This window comes from Gillisella terrae, from assembly GCF_004801395.1.
Lineage (GTDB): Bacteria > Pseudomonadota > Alphaproteobacteria > Rhizobiales > Rhizobiaceae > Allorhizobium > Allorhizobium terrae.
The window spans coordinates 213,977-231,981 of the sequence record NZ_SSOA01000001.1 but is presented as its reverse complement, the minus strand read 5'-3'; the positions used below and the strand labels follow the sequence as shown (position 1 = coordinate 231,981).

Below are 18,005 nucleotides of genomic sequence, written 5' to 3'. Positions count from 1 at the left end.
CCCGTGTGATTGCTTCCAAGGGGGGCTCATGTTTGGTATTGTTATTTTTTAACTCATAAAGTCAGTTGCGCATCAATGATAGCTGCCCCCCGACAAGCACTGTTAAGTACCGAGATTTCTGCTGTGACCCACCGCAGCCAATGCCTGGCAGTTATAAAGAATATCGTGAACGCCTTCGGCCTGTCGCACGGCACTCTTTTTGTGGCACCAACACCTGCTGATGTGCATGCGGCCCCGCTCGTGCTGGAATCCACGTTGCCAATCGAATTCATTCAGGAATACGATCGGCATCAGATGGTTCGACACTGCCCGATGATCACCAAATTCGCAGACTCGATCCGTCCGCATACATGGGATTTGATGGCAAGTTCGCATGACGGCGATGACCTGGAATGGTTGCCCCTGACCCGCGATCTGATGTTGCGCTTTGGCTTGATTGTTGGTGTTTTCTTCGTTTTCAACGCGCAAGACCACCGCAAATATTACATGCGTTTCGAGGGAGACAGGCCACCCATATCCCGCGGCGAACTGAATGAACTCAATATGATCGCCATGGAGTTGTTTGACCGATACAATAGCCTGTTGCGCGCCGAAATGAGCACCATCAACGCACTATCGGCAAGGGAACTGGAAGTTTTGCGCTGGACTGCGCAGGGAAAAACCTCCGTCGAGATTGGCAGTATTCTGACCCTCTCCGACCACACAATTAATGCCTACATGAACACCGCCATGAAAAAGCTGGATTGCGTGAATCGTACACAATTGGTAGCGAAAGCAATAAGGCTGAAATTGATCCAATAATCTGGATTGCTTCGGTGATGGCTGTGACAGGAGACATAGGTTTGGCTTGGCGCTTTGACGAATCCGTCGCACAACCGATACAGGATTTACATGCCATCGGCATGAATGAAAATGATGTCACGACGCTATTAGAAGCTTTTCTCACCTGTGGCTTTTGGCGCGTCGCCCTTGATGACGGATTGTTCTACTTCACAGAACACATGTTCAAACTTTTTGAGATGACGCCCCATGAAGGGCCCATTAATTTTGCGTCCATGTTGCGAGTGATCCATCCTGACGACCATACCATGGTGTTGGACACGTTTCAGGTTAGCATGGAAACCAGACAGACCTATCACTGTATCTACCGGGTGATTACCAAAAGCAAATCCGTGAAATGGGTTCGCAGTGTTGGTTATCACAACATCAATGCCACCGGCATCCCTGAAGTCCGAGGAATGACACATGAGTTGTTTCAGCACGTTCCTTCAGCGGCATTTTTGATAAAACCAGACCACGCATCATCTCCAGCTCCATCACAGTCCCCAGATGGATCACAGTCCAAAGAATGATCTCTCGAAACTGCCGATGTGCACCGTTTCGAGCGGCCTGACGAACAGGTAACGGAAGCAATTTTTGCTGATCTCTAAGCCTGCCGCAGTCAATGCAGCGACGTGCGCCAAATATGGCGCACGTCGCTGTAACACTTTAAATCTGCTGCATAATCTCCCTTGCGATCAGCTTTTATCTCTCCAACACACCGCGCAATTCAACCATATTGGCGCGCACCCGCAAAATGTAGAACCCCATTGTCGACAGGTGATTGGGCATGAAAATACCATCTTCGCTGCCGTTGGAGATAATCCATGGCTGAATGCGCAGGGCTGCGGCCATTTGTTTTTCCATTTCGGTCCAGATTGCCGTGAGATTACGCTCGCGGATCACATCTGAAAAATCGGCTCTGGCAGCCTGAAAAATGGCATATTGCGCATAAAGCTGACCGTAAGCAAACCAGAAGCGGTCATCGGCGCGCATATCAAACCAGCCCGCACTGTGCTCTTCCGAGCGACGGCGCAAAATATCCGATGTGTTGCCCAGATCATTGGCGGAGCGATCCAGCAATTGAACCAGATTGTCGGCGCGTGCATCAAACACCGCCTTACAGGTTTCCAGGTCAGAATTGAATTTGCGCCAGCTTTTGATCGCGGAACGGTAATAGCCCGGCGACGGGGTTTTAAACCCAAAAGGGCTAAGGCCAAAGTACCAGGTGCTCTCATCGAACTGAATATTGCCCCGCGCATCCTGCAAGTCGGCATTGATGCCGGATGTGCCGCGCACGCGGCCCATATTATCAGCAAGTTCAATGGCCACGCGCCTGGCCACCTGATTCACACCGCGCTGGAAAGACGCCTTGTTGTCAAAAAACGGTGTATCATCCCAATCGAGACCAAACAGACCAAGCTTGTAAAGCAAAGTCGAGGACACCCAGTCATTCTGGTTGACATTGCTATCGGTCAAATCGGCAACCGTGGTCACGATACCAGAATTTTGGCAGGCTCCCGGCTTGTCGGGCAAAGACTGGCCGGCTGCAACCTTTCGATCGGCAAAGCCGTATGCCTTGGCAAATTCGGGATTAAAGCCGTTCCAGACCTGCGTGCGCCATAAGAATTGGCCATAGGCGGCAATCAACACCAGCACCAGCAAAGCGACTGTCGCGCGAAAGATCAGGCCACGCTTGCCTGTTGCCGAATGGCGCGCCCGAAAAGGCCATGATACCGCGATGTAGAGAAGCCCTGCACTTCGACGTAGCGCAGACCACAAGCCCATAAATGTTCGCTTCACCGCATCCAGCATCCGTCTTGCCTCCTGTTGTCCATTCAACAGATAGGCTCACGCGCGCGTGATAACAACAAGCACCAGCCTGATGGGTGAAATTTTGTGAAACGCTCGCGTAAACTTGTGACGGTATGGTCCCTGAAAACTTACAGGCCGTTAAAAAGCTCATCCCAATGCAGCCGGCAAAAAGACTCGTATTTTTCGTTGCCGCCAACATCAATCTGCGCGCCTTCACGGATCACCTCGCCGTTGGCGTCAAAGCGGGCATTCATCGTCGCCTTGCGGCCGCAGTGGCAAATGGTACGGATCTCGCGTAATTCATCGGCAATGCCGAGCAGCAATTCCGATGCCGGAAAAAGATTGCCCTGAAAATCCGTGCGCAATCCATAAGTCATCACCGGAATATGCAGCCGGTCTGCAATGCGCGCCAATTGCCAGACATGCGGGGCCGACAAAAAATTGGCCTCATCCACAAACACACAGGCAATCGCCTCCTGCTCATGCATGGCCTTGACGGTTTCGAACAGATTGGTGTCCGCCTCAAATGTATGGGCATCACTGGAAAGCCCGATGCGAGACGCCACTTTGCCACGGCCTGCGCGATCATCCAGCGCTGCCACCAAAATGACAGTTCGCATGCCACGCTCCTGATAATTATAGGAGGCTTGCAGCAGCATGGTGGATTTGCCCGCGTTCATAGCGGCGTAGTTAAAATAGAGCTTGGCCATGGCCACCTTTTGCCCGGATGCACGGCCCATGAAAAGTCGGCCATTGCGATAACCACAGTTTTTCGCGTCAAGTCGCTGCTGCGTGATTGCTTGAACCGACACCAGTTTAAGGCGAAATTCGTCAGCAGATAGAAAGGGCTAGAAAGAAATTCTGTCCGCCCTACATCCCGGATGGACCATTGGTCGACATAAAATATGTCAAAATGTCGCAAATGGCCCCTATCCTCCGGCGTGAACACGAAGGCTTGCCTCATCGGTTTATGTATTCATAATGCCGGGAACATAAAAAAGGGAAGATAATATGCAAATTTCCAAGTCTGCTAAGATGTCCGTTAAGATCGCCCTCGCTTTGACGGGCTGTCTGACCGCCTTTGGTCAGACGGCCTTGGCCGCAGATGCAGCGAGCTGTGGCACCGTCCGCATTTCCGATGTCGGCTGGACCGATCTCGCCTCCACCAATGCTTCGTTTATTGCCGTTCTTGAAGCGCTGGGCTATAAGGCTGACGTCAAGACAGTTGGCGTCCCGGTCACCTATTCTTCCATGAAAAACAAGGAGATCGACGTTTTCCTTGGTAATTGGATGCCCGCTCAAAAAGGTGCAATTCAGCCTTATATCGATGATAAGTCGATTGAAAGTGTAAGAGCCAATCTTGAAGGCGCAAAATACACGCTTGCCACCAATGCTGCCGGTGCCAAGCTTGGCATTAAGGATTTCAAGGACATCGCCGCCCACAAGGCCGATCTGGATGGCAAGATCTATGGTATCGAGCCCGGCAATGAAGGCAACGAGATGATCACCTCCCTGATCAAGGCCGATACCTTTGGCCTCAAGGGCTTTGATGTGGTCGAATCCTCTGAGCAAGGCATGTTGAGCCAGGTGACCCGCGCCGACAAGGAAAAGAAGCCGATCATTTTCCTCGCATGGGCGCCGCATCCTATGAACGTTGCTCACGAGATCACCTATCTGGCTGGTGGTGACGATACTGTGTTTGGCCCCAATTACGGTGGTGCAACCGTGTATACCGTTGTGCGCGGCGGCTACACGACCGATTGCCCAAACATCGGCAAGCTTTTGAAAAACATGTCGTTCTCGCTGGATATGGAAAATGCCATCATGGGCAAAATTCTCGATGATGGTGAAGACCCCTCAAAGGCTGCCAAGGCATGGCTGAAGGCACATCCCGCTGTGGTCGAACCTTGGCTGGCTGGCGTGACCACCAAGGACGGCAAGGATGGTCTGGCCGCCGTTAAAAAGGGGTTGGGGCTCTAAGTCTCACTGAATGATCGCCTCGGGGCGACCCAGTCGCCCCGATACCGCTCCTCACACCTCTTTTTAAAGGACGCGTTTCAGTGGATTGGCTTACTGATTTCAAGATTCCCGTTGGGCCCACAGCCAAAGTTTTTGTGGACTGGCTAACGGCAAATGGCAGCTGGTTTTTCGACTGGCTCTCTCATATGATATCCAGCAGCATTGATGGTGTGCTGTTTCTCCTTCAATATCCAAACCCTTTGATTGTCGCTTTGGTGATCAGCATCATTGCATGGCTCTTGCGCCGCTCCCTCACCGTTGCTCTCTTCACTTTTCTTGGCCTGCTGTTCATTATCAACCAAGGCTATTTTAAAGAAACCACCGAGACATTGGCCCTTGTGCTTGCCTCCACTGCCGTGTGCATGATCGTCGGGGTGCCCTTGGGTGTTCTGGCGGCCCGCCGCAGCTGGATTTATGCGCTCATGCGTCCAGTGCTCGATCTGATGCAAACCATTCCAACCTTTGTTTACCTCATTCCCGCCTTGATCCTGTTTGGTCTTGGCATGGTGCCCGGCCTGATCGCGACCGTGATTTTTGCCGTGCCATCGCCCATCCGTCTGACACGGCTTGGCATTGTCTCCACGCCATCCTCGCTGGTTGAAGCGGCTGTCGCGTTTGGCGCAACGCCCTCACAGGTCTTGCGCAAAGTGGAGCTGCCCTACGCTTTGCCGCAAATCATGGCGGGTCTGACCCAGACGATCATGCTGTCGCTGTCCATGGTGGTGATTGCAGCCCTTGTGGGAGCCGCGGGCCTTGGCGTGCCGGTGGTACGTGCGCTCAACACCGTCAATATCGCCAAGGGGTTTGAGGCAGGACTGTGTATCGTCATTCTGGCCATTATTCTGGATCGCATGTTCCGGATTTCCGCTGCGGGAGATGACAAATGAGCGATGCAGTGATTTTTGGCAATGTTGACATTGTCTTTGGTGATCGACCGGAAAAGGCCTTGCCTCTGGTGGACAAGGGCCTGACCCGCGATCAGATCAATAAGGAAACCGGCCTGATCCTTGGCGTTGCCGGGGCATCCCTGACGATGAAAGAAGGCGAAATCCTGGTGTTGATGGGCCTGTCCGGTTCGGGCAAATCCACGCTGCTGCGGGCGGTCAATGGCTTGGCTCCCGTGGTGCGCGGCACGGTGTCTGTCAAATCCCGTAATGGCTTTGTCGACCCTTACACCGCCAGCGCCAAAACGCTGCGCGATTTGCGCATGCACAGCGTTTCCATGGTGTTTCAGCAATTTGGACTTCTGCCGTGGCGCACTGTGGCCGATAATGTCGGGTTTGGCCTTGAACTCGCCGGCGTCGGTGAGCGTGAGCGCTCGAAAATTGTTGGCGAACAGCTTGAACTGGTCAATCTTTCGCAATGGGCCGATCGCAAGGTGGATGAGCTGTCTGGCGGCATGCAGCAGCGCGTGGGCCTTGCCCGCGCCTTCGCCACTGGCGCGCCTATCCTGCTGATGGATGAGCCGTTTTCGGCCCTTGATCCGCTGATCCGCACCCGTCTGCAAGACGAGTTGCTGGAGTTTCAGCGGCGCTTGAAAAAAACCATCCTGTTCGTCAGCCACGATCTGGACGAAGCCTTCCGCATCGGCAACCGCATTGTCATCATGGAAAGCGGCCGGATCATTCAGTGTGGCACGCCACAGGAGATCGTTCAAAATCCGGCCGACCAATATGTAGCCGATTTCGTGCGCAACATGAACCCGATTGCCATGCTGACGGCGAAAGACGTCATGCAAAGAGGCACCCATAACAGCAGCGGTACGGCCCTTGGCGTGTCAGCCACAACGGCACCCGATACGCCTTTGATCGATGTTCTGGACGCGATGACGTCACAGCCCGGTGTGGTGGGCGTGGTGGAAAACGGGTCCGTCATCGGTGCGATCAGCGCCCAGGATGTGGTCAGCGCGTTGACACGCCACCGGCAGACATAAAGCGCAACACTTTTATTGTTGCTTTTCTCGATCCCCGTTCTTGCTTCCTTACAACGCCGTGCGCCATATCTGGTGCGCGGCGTTGTCACACTTTACAGCACCGTGCGCCGTACATGGCGCACGGTGCTGTAACACTTTTAATCTGCTGCATAATTTTCTCCTTAAATCGATTCCGATTTAAGGAATGATGCAGTAATCTGCTGCATAATTTTCACCTGAAATCCACTCGGATTTAAGGAATGATGCAGTAGCTGGTCGCATTTCTATAACAGCAGCCCTCGAGATCAGCCATGTCGGAAAAACCTTCTCCAATTCGCCCCACAACAGATGAAGCAAGGCAACTGGTGCAAGATCTGCTGCACAAAGCCAAACATGTCGCACTCGCAGTGTTGGAGCCGGATACGGGCGCGCCCTTCGTCAGTCGCGTGCTGATGGCGGCCATGCCAGATGGCACGCTTTCGCTTCTTGTCTCGCAACTTGCAACCCACACCAAAGCGCTGCTGGCTGATCCGCGGGCATCACTGCTGGTTGGAGAGCCCGGCAAAGGCGATCCCTTGGCGCATCCGCGGGTAACAATGCAGTGCATCGGTGAAAAAATTGCGCGTGATAGCCAAGACCATGCCACGATACGCAGCGCATTTTTGACCCTCCACCCGAAGGCGAAACTCTACATCGATTTTCCTGATTTCCTGTTTTTTCGACTCACACCCCAGAGTGCAAGCTTGAACGGGGGATTCGGAAAAGCATTTTTACTGACGAAGGATGACCTTTTGCGCTCCCCCTCCTCCGCGCAATGCGAAAACTAGGCCCGCGAACCATACTAAATTTAGGGTATTCCCTTCACAAAATTACCCAAATTCTCGACAAACTTTCACTCTTACCGAACCGATTAAGAGTTAGATTTGTTCCCGATCATGCCAGAAACGACTTTTTTTGGGTGAATACCTTGCTTTTTTGCATGACAGACCGAAAAAATCTGGAGTATGGATCACATGTTCGAGAGGCGCTAATAAAGGGTAGTCGATACCTTAAATTTAGGAATATACAAATTTCCTTATGTTGCTAGAGTTTAGAAGTAGGGTTTTTTACGGGGTCGCAAAAGAACCTGATAGCAGGTTCATTCGATTAAAAAGAGAGACTGAGAGATGAAAGCCAACGAGTTGAGTGATCACTCCAATGCCGCAGCCGGCCTTTTGACCGCAATGGCAAATCCAAAGAGACTGATGATTCTATGCAGTCTGGTTCAGGGTGAGGTGCCAGTCGGCGTACTTGCCTCGCAGGTTGGATTGAGCCAATCCGCATTGTCACAGCACCTTTCCAAGCTCCGTGCCCAGAAGCTTGTAAAGACACGCCGCGACGCACAGACAATCTATTACTCAAGCACGTCTGAAGCTGTGATGAAGGTTCTCGGAACACTTGAGGACATTTTTTGCGGCCAGGAAGCCACACGCAATGCCGCGTAAATGATATCGCTGTCATAGCTGCATACCATGAAATGACGGCGTGGTTTCAACAACTACGCCGTCATTTCACTGGCAAAACGCCAAGCACCCTACAGCGCCGTGCGCCATTTATGGCGCACAAAGGACGCTGTAACACTTTTAAGCTGCTGCATAATTTTCACCTTAAATCGATTCCGATTTAAGGAATTATGCAGTAAAGCCGAAGACGGGGTTAAACCCAGTCAAATCCGCTTTGTTGTCTTTTCGTATTTGCTCTAGAGGTGTTACTTTCAGCCTTAGTGCGCCATATATGGTGAGAGGCGCAGTAAAACCCGATGCGAACCTACAGATTTTGCGTGCCGCGCTTTAAAGCGCCTCTGGCCAAATATGGCACCCAAAGATTCGCTGAAACTCTTTATATCTGCCGCATAATTTGACATGGACAGTGTCCATGCCAGCAGGCCAGAGCCTGTTAGAGCTCACGGCCTGCTATCATGGTCATGCATAGATCCATCCTTGATGCACTGTCTTGTGCGCAGTGCAGCCTGCATTGAGCACAATGTTGGCGGAGCCGATCGGGCTCAAGGATATGGGGGGGTAATCGAACTGCCTTTCGATTACCCTATGTGATCATGGCGTAATACAATCAGGGCCTGCTTGCGCCAGCCTTACTCAATCCACCCTACGGCGTAATTCCTTAAATCGGAATCGATTTAAGGAATTACGCAGCGAATCTAAAGAGACACAGCACCACTTCAAAAAAGAAGATTGCGCCGTAAACTGGCTTGAGAATTTCGTTCTCAATTTGCATTCTGGTTACACAATTATACGCGACAGCGCCTTGCCCCATATATGACGAACAGGCCTTCGCTATAGCTCTTTATTTTTGTTGCATAATTTTATCTTTAAACCGATTCCGGTTTAGAGAATTATGCAATAACATGCGCTCAAGATGCACGTGAAGGAGATTCGATGCCAAGCCTCACCCGCTTAGAAAACGAGCAATTGACCATCGAAATTTCATCATTGGGTGCCGAATTGCAATCGCTTGCTACCAAGGATGGTCGTTGTTTTTTGTGGAATGGCGACGCCGCCTTTTGGAACGGGCGCTCTCCTATTTTGTTTCCAATCGTTGGAAAAGCACCAGACGACACCGTCCTGATTGACGGCAAACCCTACCCAATGGCGCAACACGGTCTTGCCAGACGCAGAGAATTTGCGCTGACGGCCGCAAGTGCGCAAAGCTGTTGTTTTACGCTGACCTCAAACGATGAGACAAAATCCGTCTATCCCTTTGATTTTTCTTTATCCCTCACGTACCAACTCGCGCAAAACACGCTGAGCGTCACGGCCCGCGTCACCAATACCAGTGACGATGCCATGCCCTACGGCATTGGCTTTCATCCGGCCTTTCTCTGGCCCTTTCCGGGTGCAGAAGGCAAAGCCCATCACATTATGCTCGACAATGGCGCAGAACCTGAATTGCTGCGCCTCAGCGGCGGCCTGCTGGATCAGGCAACACAGCCCTCACCTTTCCGTGCCGGACACCTGACACTGGATGCCAGCCAATATGTGGAAGACGCCATGATTTTTCCGCAAGGCGCAGGCACGGGCCTGACCTATGAAGCGGAAGGTGGGCCGTCTTTACACTTTACCTTTGAAAACCTGCCCAATCTGGCGCTGTGGCAAAAACCCGGCGCACCCTTCATTTGCATCGAACCATGGCACGGCATGGCCGCCCAGCACGGCAAAGGCTCAGAGCTGAAGGATCGCCCCTATACCGCACTTCTGCCAGCCGGAAAAATGGCTGACTACGGATTTTCCGTCACGGTGAAAAATCAGAAATAGAAGCATCGCAAGATAGACTTGTGACGCCATAGACTTTACGGCCCGTGCCATTGCGCCAATTCCCGTCGACGGAAACTGGCCAGATCAAAATATTTTTAAACTGGAGCAACCATCATGAGCACATTGGAAAGCCGCATCGATCAAGGCGTTGGCCGCGAACCTGCTGATATTGTGCTGAAGGGCGGACGCTTCTTTGATCTGGTCACCGGAGAGCTGATTGCCAGCGACATTGCCATCTGCGGTGACACAATTGTGGGCACTTGCGGCGACTATCAGGGCCGCGAAGAGATTGATATTTCCGGTAAAATTGTCGTGCCGGGCTTTATCGATACGCATTTGCATATTGAAAGCTCACTGGTGACGCCCCATGAGTTTGACCGCTGCGTGCTGCCCTATGGTGTCACCACCGTCATTTGCGATCCGCATGAAATCGCCAATGTGCTGGGCACCGAAGGGATCCAGTTTTTTCTGGATTCCGCTCAGGAAACCATCATGGATATCCGCGTGCAGCTCTCGTCCTGCGTACCCGCCACCCATCTGGAAACCTCCGGCGCTGATTTGCCCATTGAGCGGCTCTTGCCATTTCGTGATCATCCCAAGGTGATCGGCCTTGCAGAATTCATGAATTTTCCGGGCGTGATCCATAAAGACCCGATCTGCATGGCCAAGCTGGAAGCCTTTCAGGGCGGGCATATTGATGGCCACGCCCCGCTTTTGCGCGGCAATGATCTCAACGGCTATCTCGCGGCTGGTATCCGCACTGAGCACGAGTGCACCACAGCAGAAGAGGCGATGGAGAAAATTCGCAAGGGCATGCATATTCTGGTGCGCGAAGGCTCGGTCTCCAAGGATTTGCATGCCTTGATGTCAATCATCACCGAGCGTCTCTCTCCTCACCTCGCCCTTTGCACCGATGACCGTAATCCGCTCGACATCGCCGAGGAAGGCCATCTTGATTATATGATCCGCACCGCGATTGCCCATGGTGTTGAGCCGCTGGCCATCTATCGCGCCGCCTCCATTTCGGCAGCCCGTGCTTTTGGCCTGCGCGATCGTGGCCTTGTCGCTCCCGGCTACCGCGCCGATCTGGTGGTGGTGGACAGTCTGGAAAATTGCAAAGCGTCGAGCGTGTTTGCCGCTGGTCGCCTTGTCACCGACGCCCTGTTTGCCGCCCGAAAAACAGTTGGCCCTGTCGGCCTCGATAGCGTCAAGGCCCGTACCATCAAAGCCGCCGATTTTGCCGTGCCGGTCAGCGAAGGCGAAGTGCCGGTGATGGGCGTTCTGCCCGGTAAAATCATCACCGAACATCGCCGCTATCGATTGCCCTCTTCGGGCAATCAGACCAGCCTTGATCTCGACCGCGACATCATCAAGGTCGCCGTCATTGAGCGGCATGGCAAAAATGGCAATCATGCCAATGGCTTTGTACAGGGCTTTGGTCTGAAAAAAGGAGCCATTGCTTCTACCGTCGGCCATGACAGCCACAACATTTGCGTCGTCGGCGTCTCGGAAGACGATATGGCGCTGGCCGCCAACCGCCTCTCTGAAATCAAGGGCGGCTTTGTGGTGGTGGAAGACGGCAAGGTGACCGGCGAGATTCCGCTGCCGGTTGCGGGCCTGATGAGCCTTGAGCCATTTGAAAGCGTGCGTGACACTCTGCATGATTTGCGCAAAGCCGCCTATGCCCTCGGCACCACCTTGCAAGAACCCTTCCTGCAAGTGGCCTTCCTTCCCCTGCCCGTCATTCCACACTTGAAGATTTCAGATAAGGGCATGGTGGATGTGGATAAATTTATGCTGATCGGGTGAATTTAATAAGCGCAGATTAGTATAGGCACCCATTCGAGAGCTATAGGTGGGCCATATGTTGACGCAGAAGAAATAGAATGCCCCTCCTGCTACGCCACGGCCCATACAAATTCTTTTTCTATTCCAATGAAGGCAATCCCCGTGAGCCCATCCACGTGCACGTGCGCAGCAGCAAGGGTGAAGCAAAAATTTGGCTGGAGCCGACAATTGGATTGGCTGACAGCTTCGGGTTCAACAGCAGGGAATTACATGCTATTATCAAGATTGTTATAGACAACCGCGTAGCTTTCGAGAGGGCTTGGCGTGACCATTTCGGCAACTGATGTCAAATTTGATGAAGACAGCATGTGGGTGTCTTTGAGTGACGGTCGGATTTTGGGCATTCCACTGGCTTGGTTCCCGAAATTATTGATTGCATCTCCCGAGCAACGAAACCATTTCGAGTTAAGCCCCTACGGTATCCACTGGGAAGACTTGGACGAAGACATTTCTGTGGCGGGCCTTATCGCCGGACGCGGTGACCAGACGAGAGCCCCGCTTGCCGCAGAATAGCAAACCGATCCGCCTGACGCTCAACCGCCTTTATTTCGGCCACAGCACCTCAGCCATCCGCTTTCAATATGCCTTGATGGTGATTGATCTCGTCATCATCCTGTTTTTTCTGGCTGGGCCTTACCTGCGGGATAGGCCAAGCTATCTGGTGATGGACTATGGCATCGCCGCCTGGATGGCGCTGGAGCTGATTGCCCAGCTCTCGGCCTCATCCAGCACACGGCGCTGGATTCTGCGGCCCATGACCTGGATCGACATCTTTGTACTCGGAACGTTGCTGTTTCCAGATTTGCTGTTCAATTTCGCGTTTTTGCGGGTGATGCGCATCTGGGCCGTGGTGCAAAGACCTATTTTTACCTTGATGTTGAAACGCCTGCATCTGATGGACAAGGTGGATATCGTCAAAGCGGCCATCAATCTGCTTGTCTTTTTGTTCATGCTGACTGGCTTTGTCTATACGTTCTTTTTCAACCATCTGCCCGGCATCGAAGGTTTTGTCGATGCGCTGTATTTCACGGTCGCGACCGTCACCACCACAGGCTTTGGCGACATCACCCTGCCCGGTCCTTTGGGCAAGCTGACCTCTGTCGTGGCGATGATTATCGGAATTTCGCTGTTTGTGCGGCTGGCGCAGGCAGTGGTGCGGCCCTTCAAGGTCACCTATTCCTGCCCGGATTGCGGCCTGAACCGCCATGACACGGATGCTGTACATTGCAAAGCCTGCGGGCGGCTTTTAAACATCCCGGATGAAGGCATTTAAAGCATCGGCTGAAAAGTGGGTTTTCAGATAAATTCGATGCGCAAACAAAACTGAGAGCTTCGCCTCAATGGGGCTGCACGACTTTTTCAATGCCATCACCCACCGCATCGGCAACCGATTTGGCCGAGGCGACGACAAATTTGGCGATGTCATTCACGCGAACAACTTCACGATGATATTCTGACAGCGCATCGCCTGTCAGCACCGTGCCTGCCTGAATTTTTGTCTTGGTTGGATCGGCATATTTATTGCCCAAGCGCAATTCGTAGTAAAGATGCGGTCCCGTTGACAGGCCGGTGGAGCCAATAAACGCGATGACCTGTCCCTGATAAACGCGATCACCCACCTTCAGGCCTTTGGCTGTACCCGAAATATGGGCGTATGTGGTGGTATAGCCGAAATCATGCTTCACCCGCACATATTTGCCATAGCCTTTCTCGGAGGAGATTTTGATCACCACACCATCGCCACCGGCCACAATGGGCGAGCCCATGGGCGCATCAAAATCAACGCCATTGTGAAACTCCGGCCGATGCAAAATCGGGTGAATGCGCCAGCCAAAGCCATCGTTTCTCCGGCTGCCGGGCACGGGATTAGCAATCAGAGGTTTCGAGACGGACCGGCCGCTTTCATCGAGAAACTCTGCATCATGGCCCAGGCGACCGGGATAGCGGTAAAAGCGTCGCTCGTGTCCGCCCTCATCGATGCCAAGGAAAACTAGCTCAACCTCGCCACTCTCGACCTTGCGAAACACCACATGCAGTTTTGACAAGGCGTCATCCGTGTCGGACACGTGCACATCATTGAGCTTGAGCAGTTCCACCACCTGAAGCGCCACCGTCATGGGCACTTTTTCGCGCTTCATATGGGCCATCACAGAGGGGTATTGTGATTTTGCAGCGGCAATAGCTGATTTCTTGACAGAAAGGGCGGTGTCTTGCACCACGGCCTCATCGTCATGATGGGCAAGAGCTTCTGCCAGGAGCCGTTCATAAATCGCACGATCCCGGATCTCTTCGCATTGCCCGTTGTGCTGCCGGGCAACCAGCTCCTCATGGCCCCTTTTGCTGACATAGCGGGCAAGAATGATATGAGAGTCGCCGGTCACCTCATCGGCCTCGCTGTAGATAATCTCCAGACGTTCACCCGGCTGTAGACTTTGAATACCCAGTTTTTCGCCAAGGGCCGCCCACTCGTCATCGGAAACGTTCAATGTGCCGCCGATATCGCTCAAATCCTGTGGCTTGGCGGGCATGGCCACCAGCCGCCGCACCGAAGGTGCCGGGCTTTCCGTGGCAACGCTGACATTGATGGGCACACCACGCACAGGCTGGCTGACAAGACGTGGTCCGGGGTGCAGCAACGCATGCCCCTCTCCCTCTTCACCCTCTCCTCTTTCGCCCGGTTCTTTTTCATGGTGCAAGATCAGGTTAAACGGATCAGGCTTGGTCGCATTCTGATTGCCATAGGCGGCAAGCGAGGCAACAGCGCCTTGATCATCCTGGGATTCGGCAGGCGAGGCATCGGACAGGTCAATAGAGGTCGAAAAATAGGTGTTATTGGCCAGAGACCCATCCATGCGGGCCTCAATCATGTTCATTTTGGCGGTTTTTATGGCCCCAACCGGCACGCGCAACCGCGGCTGTTTGCGCGCAACCTGACGATGGCGTTTGGCAAGCAAAACCACCGCGGGCCGCACAGGCGCTTTTACAAAATTGCCATCCATGAATTTCACCAGCACACCGGCAGGCACCGCTGCCAAAAGCACCAGGACCGCAACAGTGCGCCAATGATTGTGCAGCGAAAATGGGCGCACCGTCTGATGAGGACGAATGGTACCGAAAAATTCGAGTTCCAGTTCGCCAGCTCTACACGGTTCAACGCCCACCATAGGCACACATCTCCCTCAAAATTATGCGCCGACTTGTGCCGCAGCAGATGGCGAAAATGTGACCGCGCATTGCGCGATCACCCCCACATGGCAAGGCTCACACGGATTTGAAAACTTGTCCACAATCGCACATCAAAGTCGGGCGCAAAAGCCATCCAGAGCAGCAAGCCGAACCACACCTGACGCGAAAGTAGCATTCATGCCGGGAAGCGGCAGCACCGCCTGGGGCACAAATTCCGCAGGTAACGTCACCTGATTCGGCTCCATGGTCATATTGATGACAAACAGCAGCCTCTTGCCGTCTTTCTCGCGCACAAATGCCAGCACATCTTCGTTGAGATCGATAAAGGACATGTCACCATCGATCATTTCCGGCTGGGCCTTTCGCCATGCCAGAACGGCCCGATAGTGTGTAAGCACCGAGCTTCCATCGCCATCTTGAATGTCCACCGCACGTGCCTGATGCGCAGCTGGCACCGGCAGCCATGGCTTACCTTCGGAAAATCCCGCGTTGGCGGAGTGTCCCTCCCACACCATGGGCGTGCGGCATCCATCACGGCCTTTGAAGGCTGGCCAAAAGCGAATGCCATAAGGGTCACGCAGATCTTCAAAGGCAAGTTCTGCTTCCGTCAAGCCCAGTTCTTCCCCTTGATAAAGGCAGACCGAGCCACGCAGGGAGGCCAGCACCGTGATTGCCAGTTTTGCAATCGCCACTCGATCCTGCACCGTCGGCGCAAACCGGCTAACATGGCGGATCACATCGTGATTGGAAAAGGCCCAGCAAACCCAGCCATCCTGCACCATCGATTGAAACGATGTCACGCAGTTGCGGATATGGGCAGCATTGAACTCCGGCCCAAGAAGATCAAACGTGTAGCACATGTGCAGCTTGTCGCCGCCGTTGGTGTAGGCCGCAACGGTCTGCAAGGAACGCGCGCCATCGCCCACCTCGCCCACTGTGGTGCGCCCGCCATATTCATCCAGCAGCGACCGCAATTTATGCAGAAAGCCAACATTTTCAGGCTGCGTCTTGTCATAGAGATGCTTTTGCATGCCATAGGGGTTCACATCGGGCGCATCCAGCCCTGCTTCATTGCTGTCAGCCGTGTGGGGCGGATTATCGCGCAGCAATTTATCATGGAAGTAATAGTTTACCGTATCGAGGCGAAAACCATCCACCCCACGCTCCAGCCAGAAGCGCACAGCATCCAGCGCCGCTTGCTGCACCTGCGGATTGTGAAAATTCAGATCCGGTTGGGACGCCAGAAAATTATGCATGTAATATTGCTTGCGCACGCCGTCCCATTCCCAACCGGGACCGCCGAAAATCGACATCCAATTGTTGGGTGCCGTGCCATCGGGCTTGGCATCCGCCCAGACATACCAGTCCGCCTTGTCATTATCGCGGCTCGTGCGGCTTTCCTTGAACCATGGATGCTGATCGGAGGAGTGTGAAATGACCTGATCAATAATCACTTTAAGGCCAAGCTCATGGGCTTTGGCCATCATGTCATCAAAATCGCGCAACGTGCCAAACATCGGATCAACATCGCAATAGTCAGAAACATCATAGCCCATATCGGCCATGGGCGAGGTAAAAAACGGCGCAAGCCAGATGGCATCCACCCCCAGCGAGGCAATGTAAGGCAAGCGCTCGGTGATGCCCTTGATATCGCCAATGCCATCGCCATTGCTGTCTTGAAACGAGCGTGGATAGACCTGATAAATCACCGCACCACGCCACCAGTCAGCATTTTTGTGTGTGTCTTTTTGAGCGGCCTGCGTGCTTTTTGTCATGCGTCTTTCCCGTCTTGAACATCGATCATAAAAGGAAAGCTATAGAGGCAAGGGTGTAAAAACCAGTGGCCGTCACAGAAAAGTGTGTTTCATTCACCTGTTACAAATCTGGCTCATAAGCGCATAGACAGTGGCGGCGCGTCTATGAGTCGCGTTGCGTAATCCACTCTGCATTGTTTTGTTTTGGTTTGTCTTTTCGGAAAAGCCGGATTCCATTTTTTCCTGACAAACTCAAGGGAGCGCGCGATGAGGCTGACAATCGTGACAGATGCCTGGCATCCGCAGGTCAATGGCGTGGTGCGCTCCATTGAAAACACCAATGCGGAATTGGCGAAAATGGGCGTGAGTGTCTCGATGATCACGCCTGCCGCCTTTAAAAGCGTGCCCATGCCCACCTATCCCGAAATAAGACTGTCCCTCACCGGGCCTGCCAGCATCGCCAAAGCCATTCGAGACAGCAAGCCGGACCTTATTCACATTGCCACAGAAGGCCCGCTTGGCCTTTTGGCGCGGCGCTGGTGCGTTAAAAATCAGGTGGCTTTTTCCACCAGCTATCATACCCGCTTTCCCGAATATGTCGCAGCCCGCCTGCCCATTCCTTTGACTTGGCTCTATGCCTATGTGCGCTGGTTTCACCGCGCCGGTGGTGCCTGCATGGTGGCAACTGAGAGCCTGAAACGGGAATTGGAAGCCAAAAAACTTGGTAATTTACGGCTTTGGAGTCGCGGCATCGACACCCAGCTCTTTCATCCTCAGCCTTTGGAAGATGAGCCATTTGGCCTCAAACGCCCGATTTTCATGACTGTCGGACGCATTGCGGTGGAAAAAAACCTGCCCGCTTTTCTCGATCTTGATCTGCCGGGCTCAAAGGTGGTGATCGGCGATGGCCCTGCCCGCAATGAGCTGGCTGCGCGCTATCCCGATGTGCTGTTTACCGGCGTCAAGCATGGCAAAGATCTCGCTTATGCCTATTCTCAGGCCGATGTCTTTGTTTTTCCGTCGAAAACCGACACATTTGGCAATACCATTCTCGAGGCGCTGGCCTCTGGCGTTCCCGTCGCCGCCTATCCGGTGACCGGGCCTATCGATATTCTGTCCGACCCCGAAGCAGGTGCGCTGGATGACGACTTGAAACTCGCCTGCGTCAAATCGCTGGATGCATCGCGCACTGCCGCTCGCGCGCTGGCAGAGAACTATTCGTGGACTGCCGCCACCAGACAGTTTCTGGATAATGTTATTGAAGCAAAAGCCCAAGGAAGACGCCGCCTGCGCTTGCGGCGGCGAAAAGCGATGAGACAAGCCTTGGGCAGCTAGGCCCTT

Annotated in this window: 16 protein-coding genes and 1 pseudogene; 13 read left to right on the top strand and 4 right to left on the bottom strand. The window is 53.4% G+C overall.

The features are described 5' to 3' along the window. The first annotated feature begins 123 nt into the window (after nt 1-123). Both E6C51_RS01090 and E6C51_RS01085 read left to right on the top strand, forming a co-directional pair. Entirely contained in the window at nt 124-801 is a 678-nt protein-coding gene (locus tag E6C51_RS01090) for a helix-turn-helix transcriptional regulator (protein WP_230987011.1), read from the top strand. A 17-nt stretch (nt 802-818) separates the two neighbouring features. Next, a complete protein-coding gene (locus E6C51_RS01085) occupies nt 819-1,352 on the top strand; it encodes a PAS domain-containing protein (RefSeq protein WP_190234741.1) in 534 nt (177 codons plus the stop codon). 172 nt (nt 1,353-1,524) lie between these two features. Here E6C51_RS01085 and E6C51_RS01080 read toward each other — a convergent pair whose 3' ends face one another. After that, nucleotides 1,525-2,634 (bottom strand): DUF2333 family protein, encoded by a 1,110-nt coding sequence (locus E6C51_RS01080; RefSeq protein ID WP_146933191.1) that lies wholly within the window; start codon nt 2,632-2,634, stop codon nt 1,525-1,527. Between the two features lie 128 nt (nt 2,635-2,762). Further along, nucleotides 2,763-3,344: a thymidine kinase gene (locus tag E6C51_RS01075; protein WP_190235065.1), complete on the bottom strand. Its 582-nt coding sequence runs from the start codon at nt 3,342-3,344 to the stop codon at nt 2,763-2,765. A gap of 301 nt (nt 3,345-3,645) precedes the next feature. On the opposite strand from E6C51_RS01075, the gene E6C51_RS01070 reads away from it, so the two are divergent. The 10 genes and pseudogenes from E6C51_RS01070 to E6C51_RS01025 all read left to right on the top strand — a co-directional run bounded on the left by E6C51_RS01070 (nt 3,646) and on the right by E6C51_RS01025 (nt 12,997). Beyond that, nucleotides 3,646-4,614 carry a choline ABC transporter substrate-binding protein gene (locus E6C51_RS01070; RefSeq protein WP_146933189.1) on the top strand — a complete coding sequence of 323 codons (969 nt, stop codon included), beginning with the start codon at nt 3,646-3,648 and terminating at the stop codon, nt 4,612-4,614. 80 nt (nt 4,615-4,694) lie between these two features. Further along, a complete protein-coding gene (gene choW, locus E6C51_RS01065) occupies nt 4,695-5,540 on the top strand; it encodes a choline ABC transporter permease subunit (protein WP_146933187.1) in 846 nt (281 codons plus the stop codon). Continuing rightward, the gene (gene choV / locus E6C51_RS01060) at nt 5,537-6,586 is read left to right on the top strand and encodes a choline ABC transporter ATP-binding protein (RefSeq protein WP_146933185.1); all 1,050 of its coding nucleotides are present in this window, start codon (nt 5,537-5,539) and stop codon (nt 6,584-6,586) included. Before choW ends, choV begins: the two co-directional genes overlap by 4 nt. 290 nt (nt 6,587-6,876) lie before the next feature. Further along, nucleotides 6,877-7,359 (top strand): annotated as a pseudogene (locus E6C51_RS01055) (HugZ family pyridoxamine 5'-phosphate oxidase); the annotation flags it as partial. Nucleotides 7,360-7,731: 372 nt separating this feature from the next. Next, the gene (locus tag E6C51_RS01050; RefSeq protein WP_146933181.1) at nt 7,732-8,049 is read left to right on the top strand and encodes an ArsR/SmtB family transcription factor; all 318 of its coding nucleotides are present in this window, start codon (nt 7,732-7,734) and stop codon (nt 8,047-8,049) included. A gap of 951 nt (nt 8,050-9,000) precedes the next feature. Continuing rightward, nucleotides 9,001-9,876: an aldose 1-epimerase family protein gene (locus E6C51_RS01045; RefSeq protein WP_190234739.1), complete on the top strand. Its 876-nt coding sequence runs from the start codon at nt 9,001-9,003 to the stop codon at nt 9,874-9,876. 114 nt (nt 9,877-9,990) lie between these two features. Beyond that, on the top strand, nt 9,991-11,685 hold the full coding sequence (gene ade / locus E6C51_RS01040; RefSeq protein WP_190234738.1) for an adenine deaminase: 1,695 nt from the start codon (nt 9,991-9,993) through the stop codon (nt 11,683-11,685). A 77-nt stretch (nt 11,686-11,762) separates the two neighbouring features. Continuing rightward, nucleotides 11,763-12,008 (top strand): DUF4160 domain-containing protein, encoded by a 246-nt coding sequence (locus E6C51_RS01035; RefSeq protein WP_190234737.1) that lies wholly within the window; start codon nt 11,763-11,765, stop codon nt 12,006-12,008. Continuing rightward, a complete protein-coding gene (locus tag E6C51_RS01030) occupies nt 11,989-12,237 on the top strand; it encodes a DUF2442 domain-containing protein (RefSeq protein WP_190234736.1) in 249 nt (82 codons plus the stop codon). The genes E6C51_RS01035 and E6C51_RS01030 overlap by 20 nt, the downstream gene beginning before the upstream one ends. After that, the gene (locus tag E6C51_RS01025) at nt 12,224-12,997 is read left to right on the top strand and encodes a potassium channel family protein (protein WP_407920759.1); all 774 of its coding nucleotides are present in this window, start codon (nt 12,224-12,226) and stop codon (nt 12,995-12,997) included. Before E6C51_RS01030 ends, E6C51_RS01025 begins: the two co-directional genes overlap by 14 nt. Before the next feature lie 64 nt (nt 12,998-13,061). On the opposite strand, the gene E6C51_RS01020 is transcribed toward E6C51_RS01025, so the two are convergent. Further along, complete coding sequence (locus tag E6C51_RS01020) at nt 13,062-14,888, bottom strand: M23 family metallopeptidase (RefSeq protein ID WP_190234735.1); 1,827 nt, start codon at nt 14,886-14,888, stop codon at nt 13,062-13,064. Between the two features lie 132 nt (nt 14,889-15,020). After that, nucleotides 15,021-16,685, bottom strand: a complete 1,665-nt coding sequence (bglA, locus tag E6C51_RS01015; RefSeq protein WP_190234734.1) for a beta-galactosidase BglA — start codon at nt 16,683-16,685, stop codon at nt 15,021-15,023. Between the two features lie 246 nt (nt 16,686-16,931). On the opposite strand from bglA, the gene E6C51_RS01010 reads away from it, so the two are divergent. Then, nucleotides 16,932-17,999 carry a glycosyltransferase family 4 protein gene (locus tag E6C51_RS01010; protein ID WP_190234733.1) on the top strand — a complete coding sequence of 356 codons (1,068 nt, stop codon included), beginning with the start codon at nt 16,932-16,934 and terminating at the stop codon, nt 17,997-17,999. The last annotated feature ends 6 nt before the right edge of the window (nt 18,000-18,005 follow it).